We start from the raw sequence: 12,799 nt of genomic DNA, 5'->3' as shown, positions 1-12,799 counted from the left end.
AAATCATGAAGTGATGATTAGGGTTATTTTAATAAGTTTAATAAAGGCAAAAATGTCAACGAATTAACGTTAAAGTAGGACTTGTCTCTTAATGAACCGATGATTTTGTCCCCCGATGTTGTTCAAATAATTTGATTTCCCCTCAAAGCCGTGAAAAGAATGATATCCTTTGCACATATTCAGCTATTTAATTTCTAATCATGCAAAAAACTCACTCAATTCGAATGAGTTTTTGATTATGTAAAATAACTTCCGTGCTCCTTCTGTAACTGTTTCAAAGGAACGGATTGGGTGGGAAAATAAAATCTAAGCATTAACAATCAATGTAGTGATCAATGTTCAATAAAATAAAGAAGAAATGCTTCCATTGAAAAAGGAATCATTTCTTCGTTTCTGAGACTGAATTATTGGTGTTGATCTAGAATTAATAATATTCTTTGATTCCAATGGGTAGATAAAAGGGAAGAAAGTACTCCTTCGACAAGTTATCCAGCTTTTTCAGTCAGTCCGTTTTCATTTAAAAAGTGACGCAATGTGTGATTGAATTTTTCCGTAACTTCAAGTTTTGCAATATGTCCTGATTTTTGGAAAATAACTAAATCAGAGTTAGGGATTTGTTCGTGCATAAGAATCTGTATCCAAACTGGGGTTATTGAATCATATTGACAGCCAATAACAAGTGTAGGAACTTTAATTTTCGGCAATAAAGAGCGATTATCGATTTCTAGGCATGCCTCCATAGATTTAACGTAAGCTTCTTTGTTTGGTTTATAAAACTTGAAGAATGCTTCCATGTTCTCCTGTTTCCAAGAGTATAAACAAGTTTTGGCAGCCATTAATTTTTGCTCCTCGGAAGACAATAAGAGTGCCCTTGCCTTTCGAACAGGGAAAAAGATTGTTCTAAACTGTGCTGGGGCATGATAAAACGTACTGACTAAAATTAAGGATAGGCATCTTTCTGGTGCTTGCCGATAAATTTCCTGTACTACAATACCCCCCATTGACATTCCACAAATATGAGCGCTTTCTATTTTTAATTCATCAAGTAAGGACAAAATATCCTTTGCAAAATTTTTAATCGTTATTCCGTCCATTCTTAGATTATCACCATGTCCTCTTAAATCAGGAACAATCAGGTCATACTGATCTGCTAATTCAAACTGTTTCCCCCAACCCTCCTTTATTTCACCAAGTCCATGAATGAGAATTAAAGATTCGCCATAACCAACACGTAAATAAGGCATTTCGTTTTTACTGACAGCTGTCTTTTTCACAATCAAAACCCCCTTAACTTGTTTTGATTTAATTGCCATAAATACGAAGAATGAAACATGGTAATTGCATCGATGTCCGCATGCTCTCTTTTAATGTAACGTCAAGCTGCTAGTAATAAAATTTTCGTACAATAGTGGATGAGCTCGCCATTCACTCCACTCGTACATATACCATCAGCATAGTTCAATTCTTAGGAGCACCCAACCATGGCTATTTTGAATTATAACGCAAGACAAAATCTTAATCGTGACAAACGTTCTCGGTTCTAAGTCGTATAAGTTCTGGATGCCATTTCTTTGTCTAACACGTGTTGGGAGTCACCACCGTTCTCAAATAGTTTGGTCCGTACTTGACTAATTCGAGATTTAGTGATGTATTCCTTTTTCTGTAAAATTAAATTCTTGCCCCTTAATGGATTTACTTTATTAATTTTTCAGTCAATTACACTATATATATATGTGCTCGCTTGACTTGTAATTACTTATAGGTGTAAAATACATATATAGATTAATTATCGAGGTGAAATTGGATGGCAAAAGACAACAAAGAACAATCATTAGCCCCTTCGAAAAATTTTATTATGCCATTTATTTTGTTACTTCTCAGCGGATTTTCCTTACATGGCTACGAGCTTATCCAAAAGCTGCAAAACTTTGGGTTCCAAACCCTTGATCAAGGGAACTTATATCGGCTATTGCGAAAACTGGAACAAGATAATTTAGTGAGTTCTGAATGGGATACCACAGGCAGTGGTCCCGCTAAAAGGAAATATTCGATCACAGACGCTGGTGTTGCTTATTTAAGAACCCATGCAACCCATTTGGAGAACTACCAATCCATGTTGGATCAATTTTTCCGTATGTATTCAAGTTTTTTAGAGCTCTATATGCCTTCATTTCAGATGAGGGATTCAATAGAGAAATCTAGCAAGAATAAGGGGAGGAACAAAAATGAGTCAAAAGAAGAATGAACAAATTGAAAAGGCCTATATTTCTGAATCAATCGTTAATACAGTTTGGAATCAGTATGAAGGTGCTATTGAGCGGTCCCGCAAAGTCCTTGAAAATCAAGAGGAAGTATACATTAGGACACTTGAGGAAACGTCAAAGTTCAATGCTGAACTTCGTAAATCACTCACATCCTTTTACGAAGGAAATAAAAAAGTAAATGCGGATGTTATGAACTCATTCCAAAGTAATAAAGCAGAGGAAGTTTTGTCAGAGGGACATCGTTCTTTCATTAATGAAGGACAGGAAGTCGTGAATCGATTCGAAAACATTATGTTAACTCCATTAAAATCATCCTTTGATATAATGGAGCGATTTGAAAAGAGGGCTGTTGAAAACAATAAAGCCTATGTAGAGAACTTACAAACACATAGAAAAGAACGTACAGCTAATTCAAACGAATACATTAATCTTGCTAGAACAGCACAGCTTAGATTATTACGTCGTGTGGAAGACGGTTTTAAAGTTATGGTAGGTTCAGGGGTAAATAAGTAGTAGATTGTAAGCTCGAGACCGTTAATTATTAAAAATGAAAAATCTCATTGAGAAATAACCATGAACAGGTACTTTCCATTAGTGCTTGTACGGGTTATTTTTTTGGCCATTTTCAAATTCATCCAACTAATTAGAAGTTTTGTAAAGAATTCGTTAACTATGTAGAGTATAGTGAAAATTCTGAAAAAAGAGAAAGGTATTTCCAACAATTTGGAGAATTAAATAAATAAATGTAATTGAGTACATTTTGAATCACCTATGTTTTTTGATTCGAAAATTCATCATTCTATTTATCTAAAACAAAAAGTTTATTTAAAAACGCTTTACCTGTTATTCTTACAAAACACTTTTTAGGGGCGAATGAAATGCAAAATATGTATACAATTGGTGACTTCATCATATCTCAGGACACCAAGATAGAAAGTGTTGACAATACAGACATCCAAAACATCTTAGCTTCCATATTTCAGTCAAGTTACGATGGGATATACGTTGCCGACAAAAATGGTAATGGAATGATGGTAAATCATGCATACTCAAGAGTTACTGGTGTGAAAAGCCAGGAACTTCTTGGTAAAAATATGAAAACAGTGGTGAAAGAGGGCCTAGTTTCTGAATCCGTTACAATGAAAGTTTTAGATGGAAAAGCGCCAAAAACGATTATTCAGACTGTAAGAGGAAAGGAACTATTAGTTACTGGAAATCCTGTATATGACAAGAATGGGGAAATTGCTTACGTTGTAACGAACGTAAGGGATATAACGGATTTAAACCATATGAAGACCGAACTGCAAAATTCCATAAATTTAACCCAAAAATATTTAAATGAAATCGAGGAACTTAAAAAAAAGGAAATGCTGCATATGAACCTTGACGGATCCGTAGCTCAAAGCCAAGAGATTATAAAGGTTTTTCTTCTTGCTAAAAAACTGGCAAAAGTTGATTCAACTTTACTCATCTTAGGTGAGTCTGGCGTCGGGAAAGAAGTCATCGTTAAATACCTACACCAAGAAAGTGAACGCGCAAACCAACCTTTAATTAAAGTGAATTGTGCAGCCATACCAAAGCACCTTCTTGAATCTGAACTTTTTGGATATGAAAAGGGCGCATTTACAGGTGCGGACAGTCGTGGAAAACCTGGTTTATTTGAACAAGCAAATGGGGGTACGATTTTTTTAGATGAGATTGGAGACATGCCAATTGATCTTCAAGTTAAATTATTAAGGGTTTTACAAGAATTTGAAATCACTCGTGTCGGCGGGAGAAGTAGCTTCAAAATAGATGTAAGGGTCGTTTCAGCGACACATAGGAATTTGGAGGAAATGGTCGAAAATGGCGAGTTTAGAAAGGATCTTTACTATCGATTAAATATTGTTCCCATTAAAATACCAGCATTACGAGAAAGGAAAGCAGATATCGTACCGCTAGCCTTCTATTTTTTAAATAAAATGAACAAAAAGAACCGATTAAATAAGCGTTTTCATCCGGAAATCATTCGTTTCTTCGAGGAATATCCATGGCCTGGTAATATTAGGGAGTTGGAAAACTTGATTGAGAGATTAGTTGTAACGGCCGATCTGGAACAAATAGGCTTGGAGGATTTGCCACCAAGTATGTTACAAGGATTAGAACTTAAACAAAATGTAAAGAGTACATTAAAAGAAATCATTGAAAATGTTGAACGAAAGATAATAAAAGAGAAAATTCAAGAATATAAAACAACACGTAGCACGGCTAAAGAATTAGGCATCAGTCAATCGGCACTTGTAAAGAAAATGAAGAGATTAGGTTTGTAAACACGGTAAATGATGAAGAAAGTAATCAAGGGAAATTTATATAATCCATTATGGTCAACGTATATTCGTTGGCTTTTTTTGTAATAAATAAAGTTTTACTACCCCGATTCATTGCTATATAAACATATTTCGGGTAAAAAAGGTGCCATGAATTAATTTTTTCATCCAATTATAAAAGTTGGCACGGCAATTGCATTAACTAATTATTTGTGTAAGTCTAAAAAAATATATAAAGGGCGGTTTGATTATTCTTTTGCTGAAACAAAAGAACAGTCATTCAAAAAGGGGAAGGGGAAAAAGAGTATGAATTTGCCTACATTTAATCTAGCAGGAAAGATTGCACTAGTAACAGGAGGTAGTAAAGGTATTGGATTTGGAATGGCTCAGGCTTTAGGCCATCATGATGCAACAGTTGTCATTTCCAGCCGAGGAACTGAGGAAGGAGAACGAGCGGTTTTACAGTTAAGGGAAGAAAATATTGATGCACACTACATTTCTTGCGATGTTACTAAGAAGTGTCAAGTGGAAGATTTGGTTAGCCAAATTGTCGATAGATTTGGTTCACTTGATATTTTAGTGAACAATGCGGGACTCAATATTCGTAAGCCGTTAATTGACATAGAAGAAAGCGACTGGGATACAGTTTTAGAAGTTAATTTAAAAGGAATCTTTCTAGTTGGTCAAACTTGTGCAAAACAAATGATCAAACAAAGCTATGGAAAAATAATCAATATCTCATCTATTTTAGGAACGGTTGGAATGCCATTCCAAACATCTTATGCTGCAAGTAAAGGTGGCATTAACCAAATGACAAAAGTATGGGCGGAAGAATTAGCTGCATATAATATTACCGTTAATGCAATTGGACCAGGATATATAAAAACTCCGATGACTGGTGACTGGCTCTCTGACCCTGAAAGGCTTCAAAAGATAATAGATTCCGCAATGATCAAACGAATTGGAGAAATTTCAGACTTGGTAGGGCCAGTGGTTTTCTTGGCTTCTGATACATCTGCGTATGTTACGGGCCAAATATTGAATGTCGATGGGGGCTGGACTGCAAGATAAATAGCTAGTTAAGGAGGTATGAAAATGAACATCGTGGAAGAAATGCATTTTAATCGTAAAATGAAGGTTTTCGGAAAACGACCAAAAAATATCATGTCTATGTTGAAAGAAACGGTTGAACAATATCCCGAAAAAGAAGCACTGGTCATGAATGGAATTCGACTCACATATCAAGAGATGCTCGATAAAGTGGAAAATATTGCCGGTAATTTACAAAACTCTTTGCTTGTTGGGAAGGGAGACCGTGTGGCCCTTTTATTGGGGAATAGTATCGAGTTCTCTTTACTAGTGTTTGCTTGTGCGAAAATTGGCGCCATAGTTGTGCCATTAAATACGAGATTAAAAGAAAAAGAACTTTCTTATATGGTAGAACATTCCGGCACCAAAATTTTGATTACGGATGATGAATTTTTACCTAAAGTAGAAAACTTGAGGGATGAAGATTCAATCATAAATGTTCAAAATTATTTCTTGATTGGAAATGGAACACCAAGGCGAAAAGACTATCTTCCTTTTGAAGTCCTAGAACAAAAATCTTCAGTTGTAAACATAAATGTCTCGGAAGATGATGAGTTATTCATTATGTATACTTCAGGTACAACGGGACTTCCAAAAGGAGCCATTGGTAGTCATTTAGGAGCCATTCACAGCTCAATGAATTATGAACAGGTACTAAAATTAAATCAAGAAACACGGACATTGATCGCTGTTCCTCTCTTTCACGTCACCGGCTTGATTGGCCAGTTATTGCACATGGTTAGAATAGGTGGGACATCCGTTATCATGAGTAGATATAGGACGGAAGAATATATTCGTTTAACAGCTGAAGAAAATGTTTCCTTTTTATTTAACGTCCCAACCATCTATGTCATGATGATGTCTCACCAAGATTTTCTAAATTATAGGTATCCAAATGTAAATTGTATTGCCTTTGGTGGTGCACCTATGTCTTCCGAAACTATTAATAATTTAAAAAGGCATTTTCCGAATGCCTATCTGCATAATGCTTACGGCGCAACCGAGAGTACTTCACCAGCAACAATAATGCCACAATCCTATAATCAAAACAAGATTGTTTCGGTTGGATTGCCGGTTCCTGTTGGAGTATTAAAAGTGGTTAATGATAAGGGTGAACCATGTTTACCTGAAGAAGTTGGAGAATTATTAATGAAGGGACCAATGGTGGTTGAGGGCTATTGGGACAATGAGGTAGCGAACCAAGCATCATTCATTGATGGGTTCTGGCGCTCAGGAGATTTAGCAAAAATAGACCAGGATGGTTTTGTATATATTATGGACCGTAAAAAAGACATGATAAACCGTGGTGGGGAAAAAATATTCTCGATTGAAGTAGAAAATGTTTTATATAATCATCCAAAAGTATTAGAAGCCGCTGTAGTAGGAATTCCAGATCCTCTCTGGGGCGAAGTCGTAAAAACCTTTATCATACCCAAGGCTGATGAAACCATTGAAAAGCAAGAAATAAAAGATTTTGTTTCCGAATATTTAGCCAAATATAAGGTCCCAACAGAAATTCAATTCGTAGAAGAATTTCCTCGTAATTCGGCAGGCAAAGTTTTAAAGGCCGAGTTGAAGAATCTTCTGCTTAATTAAAATTTCACACTATTTAGTAGTAAAGCATCTCTAATTATTTATTGCGGATTGATTTACCATAATCTATGTAGAGGAAGCGATCATATTGAATAAAATTGTGAAAAAAGCATGGAACTACCGTTATGTCGTTCTTGTCGTTCTTTGGCTGGTCTATATTATTAATTATTTTGATAGGATGGCAGTCTTAACCTTCCTTCCATTTATTCAGGAAGATTTAAACTTAACCCCAGTCGAAGTAGGACAACTTGCATCCGTGTTTTTCTTTGCTTATGCTGCTGCTCAAATAAGCGCTGGTTATCTTGCTGATAAAATTGGTCCTAAAAAGGTTATGTACATTGCAATATTGGTATTCACTGTCATTACAGCCTTAACAGGAGCTGTCAAAAACTTCACCCAGTTTTTATTATTACGTATTGGCTTAGGATTTGGAGAAGGACATCATTTTGCCCCAGCGATTCGGGCAATAAACAACTGGTTTCCTCAAAATGAAAAAGGAAGAGCCACTTCTTTTTTCGCAACTTCATGGGCAGTTGCTCCCGCAATTGTGCCAGTTATAGTCACTAGTATCTCTTTCTACTTTTTTGGGGGGGATTGGAGACCGGTATTCTATGTTCTTGCTATTCCGGGTGCGGTTGCAATTTTTTTACTGTGGTTTTTTGTATCGAATACCCCAAAAGAAATGATTGCTAAAGGGAGAATAAGTAAGGAACAGGATATTGATGGACAAGACGATTCTCCAATTGAAAAGATGTCGAAGGAAGAGAAAAGAAAAACCTACGGGCTTTTCTTAAAAGACTTTCATTTTTATGTCTATACTTTGCTTCTTTTTTGTCAATTGGCCGTTTATTGGGGAACTACTACCTGGTTAACTAGTTTTTTGGTTACGCAGCATGGGATGAATATTAAGGAAATGGGCTTCTTTGGTTCTGCCCCTTATATCATTGCTTTCTTCGCTATGTTATTAGGGGGATGGCTGATGGATAAAGTTCTTGGTCGTATGAAACCTGTTGCTTTAATTGGAGGGATAGGTAGTATTCCTGTATTGTGGATGCTTGGTGCGATAGACAGTGGGAAACCTACCCTGTTGCTCACTCTGCTCTTGCTTGTCGGTTTCTTTGTTAACTTAAACTTCGGCTCAATTTATGCTTTTTTGCCTAAACGCTATCCAAAGGAAATAGTCGGAAGTGCTACTGGGTTATCTAATGGTATTGGTCAACTGGGTGCGTTTGTGTCTCCTCTTGTCGCGGGTTATTTAGTGACTGTAGGGGCGGATGGTTCACAAGACTTTGGTAACGTTTTTATATTTTTTGCCTCAGTAGCGGCCTTGTCTGTTGTTTGTGCAATCATACTTAAAGAAAAGCCGGTATCGGATTCAGTTATTCCAACGGTAAACCAAGAGAAGGTTATTTAAGGTTGCTTAGTAATTTTTATTATCTTTGATTATTTGTGGGTAAGGGAAGTATATATGAATTTTTGACGAAGCCCTATAAATAATGACTTCGATCGTAAAGCGTGGAGGGAAAATATAATGGCAAAAATACACCAAATCGAAAAAAACACTTCAAGTTCAAGTTTAGACCTTTTATGGAATCAAGCGTTTGAACAATTAGATGCTTGGGTTGAAAGGACAGAATTTCGTGAGGAAGTACTACTTCAATCTGCTCTCCAATTTGCAGAAAATGTTAAAAGGAATCATAAAAATAGTAAAGAACTCAGTGAACAATTTTCTAAAGAGCTGCATCATTGGGAAAAAATCTCTAGAGAGGAACTTCTCAACGCAACGACTGTCCTGCAATATTTTTTCCCAGTAAAGTCCTATGAGGAAATTAACAAACAATTAGATGATGTTCAAAACAATACAACAAAGTTAACATCAGGGGCTAATCTGCTAAATGGCGAACATGTTGACAACTTTATGTCCGTATTGAAAGAGCATGTTGAATTTAGACAAAATAACCGCAATCTGTATGTGGACAATATGAAACAAACTGCTTCCATTATCCAGAATAAACAACGTGATTTCTTGAAAATAATGAATAACCAAATGAAAAATGTGTTTTTTCCTTTTCATACATATATGGAGGGATTAAACGAATCAATTAAATCAAATCAAAATACAGGGGGTTCTTCAGAAAATGGTAGATCAAAAAACATTTGATCCTTATGATATGTTTAAAAAATTTAGTGACCAATGGGAAAAACAAGCAAATGATTTCATCAAAGGATCGTCAAATAATCCGGAATTTGTAAGCTATTCAAGATTAACTTCGGATACCCAAGCACGTTATCTGGAGTTTTTTAAAAAGAACCAGGAGTTTTTCGCCAATCAATGGAACGTACCTACTAAAGCAGATTTGTCTAACGTAGCGAAATTAGCTATCCAAACGGAAGAAAAATTGGACTCGCTGGAAGAACAGTTATGGAAATTACAAGATTCTGTTGATTCCTCCAATAAGGAAATGGAAAGCATTACTGAAGTTTCCCGTGACATTATTAAGCTAGTAAAACAGCTAAAAAAAGAGCAAACGATATCCAAAAAAGAGTTAGAAGAGGTAAAACAGTTGAAATCAAATCTCCAAGAAGTGAAAAGTGAATTGGCAGAAATCCATAGCTTAAAAGAGGAGATTCTGATTCTTAAAGAGCTAATGGGCAAAAACATTGATACAAAAGCAAAACAAGAACAAAACCTAGCTGTTACATCTAAATGATAATAAGGAGGAATAAATTTGGCTACTGAAACTCTAAATAATAATACAATTCCCTCTTTCGATTTTGAAAAAGAGATGACGCGTTGGAACGAATTTTCAAATGCCATCAGTGGACCTGAACTAAGTGAAGGTCACACTCCAAGACATGCTATTTGGAAAAAAAATAAGGCGACTTTATGGCATTATCCTACCGTTGAAAAAAAATATGATGTTCCTGTCTTTATTGTTTACTCGCTAATCAACCGCCCTACTATCCTAGATTTTGCACCTGGTACCAGTGTAATAGGAGGCCTTGTAAACAGTGGCTATGATGTGTATTTATTAGACTGGGGGATTGCGGGATACGAAGATAAAGACATTACTTTGGGTGATTATGTTGTTGACTATATTAAAAAAGGTGTAGGGCGAGCATTAAGGCATTCGGGTGCAGATGAAGTGTCTGTAGTCGGGTATTGCCTGGGAGGGACACTTGCAGCCATGTATGCCGCAATTGCGGATGAGCCAATTAAGAACCTGGTATGTGCGGCAGTACCAATTGATTATAGTGTGCCTGCCATGCCTGAGAAATGGGCGGAGGGACTAAAAGAAGGTGCTTTTAATATAGACCGCTTCATTGATGTTTACGGATTAATTCCTCCTGTCTATATTGAAGCAATGTTTAGGTCCATAACTTCTCCAATCTACTACAGTCCTTATGTTACACTTTTGACCCGTGCTAATGATAAGCGTTTTGTGGAAAAGTGGCGGCGTATGAACCAATGGACAAAAGGCCATGTACCTTTAACTGGAGAAGCTTTCCGACAAATAAGTAATGACCTCATGAAAGAAAATAAACTCGTTAAGGGCGAGTTCACTATTCGTGGTAATAAAGTCGATTTGGGTAAAATTAAGTCAAACCTATTAGTTGTTATCTCAAAAAATGATAACCTTATACCTCAAGGACAAAGCCTTCCATTGATGGATTTGGTTTCAAGTGAAGATAAAACCCATCAACTTGTGGAAGCCGGCCATGCTTCCTTGGCATTAACCGGGAAACTTGCAGGCATATTAAATAGTTGGTTATGTGATCGTTCAAATCATTGAGTATATCCAATAAAAATTAGTGATAGAAACCTAGTTCCAATTATTCACTTGTCTCCCAATATACATGGAGACAAGTTGATTTTTGGTATTTGTGAATAAAATTTCAAGCTAAAAAACCTAAAGAAGCATCATTCTAAAAAAGGTGGGATTGGATGACTGATTTACATTCTATTTTTGAACTTATTGATGAATCAAGATCTGTTCGATTTCTACAATCACTTATTCAAGTGAACAGCGTGAATCCACAAGGAAATGAAAAAAGGGTTGCTGAGGTTATTCAATCTTATTTAAAATCATCAAACCTTCAAGTCGAATTGGATGATCTCGGTAACGATCGTGCAAATCTATTTGTAACATACCCGAATGTGAAATCAGATGATAGATATTTAGTGTATAGTGGGCATTTTGATACGGTCCCTACGGGTAAAGTAGAATGGGAACACGACCCGTTTTCCGGAAAATTAATAGATAATAAAGTATTTGGTCGAGGGGCAACCGATATGAAAAGCGGTGTAGCTGCAATGGTCCTCGCTTTAGAATGTATCGAACGGGCTGGTGTTCAATTAAATGGGAAGTTGCAGTTTGTCGGCACTGCAGGAGAAGAGGTTGATGGATACGGTGCAAAAAAAGTCGTAGAAAAGGGACAAATAGATAAAGCTACTGCGTTAGTTGTATCGGAACCTAGTGAAAACGAACTGTATACATCTCATAAAGGATGTCTGTGGCTGGAAATTATCACCTACGGAAAAACGGCCCATGGATCAATGCCTGACCAAGGGATAAATGCCATTACAGCGATGAACGAATTAATGAATCGTCTCCATACCTATGGATTTGAATACTCTCCACATCCACTATTAGGCTACCCAACGATTAATATTGGAACAATTGAAGGTGGAGTAAAAACAAATGTTGTGCCTGATCAGTGTAATTTGACTCTAGATATACGAACTGTCCCTGGACAGGATAATGACAGCATTTTACATGATATTGAGAATATGATCAAAGAGATTTCAGAGAAGTTACAGTCAACATATCAAATAAAGGTTATTAACCGAATGGATTCCGTGTCCACAAATGAATTTGATGACTTTGTAAAACTTGCTGTTCAAACAGGGAAGAATCACCTTAATTTAGACCTAAGGCCCTCAGGTGTTAATTATTATACTGACGCTTCAGTGTATTGGCCGCATTTACGAATTCCAACTATTATAATTGGTCCCGGAAACCCACGACTTGCTCACCAGCCGGATGAATATGTAGAAATTGATAAGTTCATAGAATCTATCCGTTATTTTATTGCACTTGCCATTGATTATTTAGATGGGGAATAGTATGGATTATAGAAACACAATATTAGTCTAGTCAATGGTTTTTCTTTTCGGATTATTATAGAAGAACAGTAAAGGTGAAGTCCAACAGATTTCACCTTTACTGTTTTACCATGTTGTTGGCAATATTATTTTTCTAGATTGCTTTTCGTCATATCGCAGAAGGAATCGAACATGAAGATCAAGGGAATTTCTTCAACAGAATTCATGGGAAATTGGTCAAGATATCACTTGAATCCATTTATTCGGAAACAGATCTCTGAATACTATGAAACCACCCATAGAAGAAAAACTCCACAACCATCTGGAACAGAAATGATCGTGAAGTTTTTCTGTCTTGGTCTTGGGCTGTTTTTGTATTTTATGGAAATGTAAATAATATGAAATGTCTTGGTGTCTAGCACCAGACACCATCGGCTCGA

Annotated in this window: 12 protein-coding genes; 11 read left to right on the top strand and 1 reads right to left on the bottom strand. The window is 36.3% G+C overall.

Annotated features, from left to right (window positions below; genetic code table 11):
• Positions 1 to 485: 485 nt before the first annotated feature.
• On the bottom strand, positions 486 to 1,274 hold the full coding sequence (locus JFV29_RS00475) for an alpha/beta fold hydrolase (RefSeq protein ID WP_223305279.1): 789 nt from the start codon (positions 1,272 to 1,274) through the stop codon (positions 486 to 488).
• A gap of 530 nt (positions 1,275 to 1,804) precedes the next feature.
• Here JFV29_RS00475 and phaQ point away from each other — a divergent pair.
• The 11 genes from phaQ (at position 1,805) to JFV29_RS00420 (ending at position 12,752) form a co-directional block, all read left to right on the top strand.
• A complete protein-coding gene (phaQ, locus tag JFV29_RS00470; protein ID WP_053346010.1) occupies positions 1,805 to 2,245 on the top strand; it encodes a poly-beta-hydroxybutyrate-responsive repressor in 441 nt (146 codons plus the stop codon).
• Complete coding sequence (locus JFV29_RS00465; protein ID WP_057213883.1) at positions 2,226 to 2,777, top strand: hypothetical protein; 552 nt, start codon at positions 2,226 to 2,228, stop codon at positions 2,775 to 2,777. Before phaQ ends, JFV29_RS00465 begins: the two co-directional genes overlap by 20 nt.
• Before the next feature lie 365 nt (positions 2,778 to 3,142).
• On the top strand, positions 3,143 to 4,573 hold the full coding sequence (locus JFV29_RS00460) for a sigma-54 interaction domain-containing protein (protein WP_116822079.1): 1,431 nt from the start codon (positions 3,143 to 3,145) through the stop codon (positions 4,571 to 4,573).
• 303 nt (positions 4,574 to 4,876) lie between these two features.
• The gene (locus JFV29_RS00455) at positions 4,877 to 5,641 is read left to right on the top strand and encodes an SDR family NAD(P)-dependent oxidoreductase (protein ID WP_201180583.1); all 765 of its coding nucleotides are present in this window, start codon (positions 4,877 to 4,879) and stop codon (positions 5,639 to 5,641) included.
• A 24-nt stretch (positions 5,642 to 5,665) separates the two neighbouring features.
• Positions 5,666 to 7,255, top strand: coding sequence for a class I adenylate-forming enzyme family protein (locus JFV29_RS00450; protein ID WP_201180580.1), 1,590 nt, complete (start codon positions 5,666 to 5,668; stop codon positions 7,253 to 7,255).
• Positions 7,256 to 7,340: 85 nt separating this feature from the next.
• The gene (locus JFV29_RS00445; protein WP_201180579.1) at positions 7,341 to 8,666 is read left to right on the top strand and encodes an MFS transporter; all 1,326 of its coding nucleotides are present in this window, start codon (positions 7,341 to 7,343) and stop codon (positions 8,664 to 8,666) included.
• A 117-nt stretch (positions 8,667 to 8,783) separates the two neighbouring features.
• Positions 8,784 to 9,413 (top strand): hypothetical protein, encoded by a 630-nt coding sequence (locus tag JFV29_RS00440; RefSeq protein ID WP_201180578.1) that lies wholly within the window; start codon positions 8,784 to 8,786, stop codon positions 9,411 to 9,413.
• Positions 9,391 to 9,963 (top strand): polyhydroxyalkanoate biosynthesis repressor PhaR, encoded by a 573-nt coding sequence (locus JFV29_RS00435; protein WP_053346018.1) that lies wholly within the window; start codon positions 9,391 to 9,393, stop codon positions 9,961 to 9,963. The genes JFV29_RS00440 and JFV29_RS00435 overlap by 23 nt, the downstream gene beginning before the upstream one ends.
• A gap of 18 nt (positions 9,964 to 9,981) precedes the next feature.
• The gene (locus tag JFV29_RS00430; RefSeq protein ID WP_235569436.1) at positions 9,982 to 11,046 is read left to right on the top strand and encodes an alpha/beta fold hydrolase; all 1,065 of its coding nucleotides are present in this window, start codon (positions 9,982 to 9,984) and stop codon (positions 11,044 to 11,046) included.
• 152 nt (positions 11,047 to 11,198) lie between these two features.
• Positions 11,199 to 12,380 (top strand): M20 family metallopeptidase, encoded by a 1,182-nt coding sequence (locus JFV29_RS00425; RefSeq protein WP_201180576.1) that lies wholly within the window; start codon positions 11,199 to 11,201, stop codon positions 12,378 to 12,380.
• A 171-nt stretch (positions 12,381 to 12,551) separates the two neighbouring features.
• Positions 12,552 to 12,752 (top strand): hypothetical protein, encoded by a 201-nt coding sequence (locus JFV29_RS00420; RefSeq protein ID WP_201180574.1) that lies wholly within the window; start codon positions 12,552 to 12,554, stop codon positions 12,750 to 12,752.
• The last annotated feature ends 47 nt before the right edge of the window (positions 12,753 to 12,799 follow it).

The sequence above is a fragment of the Peribacillus sp. TH16 genome (genome assembly GCF_016651095.1).
GTDB lineage: Bacteria > Bacillota > Bacilli > Bacillales > DSM-1321 > Peribacillus > Peribacillus butanolivorans.
This window is presented reverse-complemented; position numbering and strand designations above follow the sequence as displayed.

Coding starts and splice junctions, on each gene's coding strand:
- phaQ (WP_053346010.1), top strand. CDS start 1,805: ATGGCAAAAGACAACAAAGAACAATCATTAGCCCCTTCGAAAAATTTT.
- JFV29_RS00465 (WP_057213883.1), top strand. CDS start 2,226: ATGAGTCAAAAGAAGAATGAACAAATTGAAAAGGCCTATATTTCTGAA.
- JFV29_RS00460 (WP_116822079.1), top strand. CDS start 3,143: ATGCAAAATATGTATACAATTGGTGACTTCATCATATCTCAGGACACC.
- JFV29_RS00455 (WP_201180583.1), top strand. CDS start 4,877: ATGAATTTGCCTACATTTAATCTAGCAGGAAAGATTGCACTAGTAACA.
- JFV29_RS00450 (WP_201180580.1), top strand. CDS start 5,666: ATGAACATCGTGGAAGAAATGCATTTTAATCGTAAAATGAAGGTTTTC.
- JFV29_RS00440 (WP_201180578.1), top strand. CDS start 8,784: ATGGCAAAAATACACCAAATCGAAAAAAACACTTCAAGTTCAAGTTTA.
- JFV29_RS00435 (WP_053346018.1), top strand. CDS start 9,391: ATGGTAGATCAAAAAACATTTGATCCTTATGATATGTTTAAAAAATTT.
- JFV29_RS00425 (WP_201180576.1), top strand. CDS start 11,199: ATGACTGATTTACATTCTATTTTTGAACTTATTGATGAATCAAGATCT.
- JFV29_RS00420 (WP_201180574.1), top strand. CDS start 12,552: ATGAAGATCAAGGGAATTTCTTCAACAGAATTCATGGGAAATTGGTCA.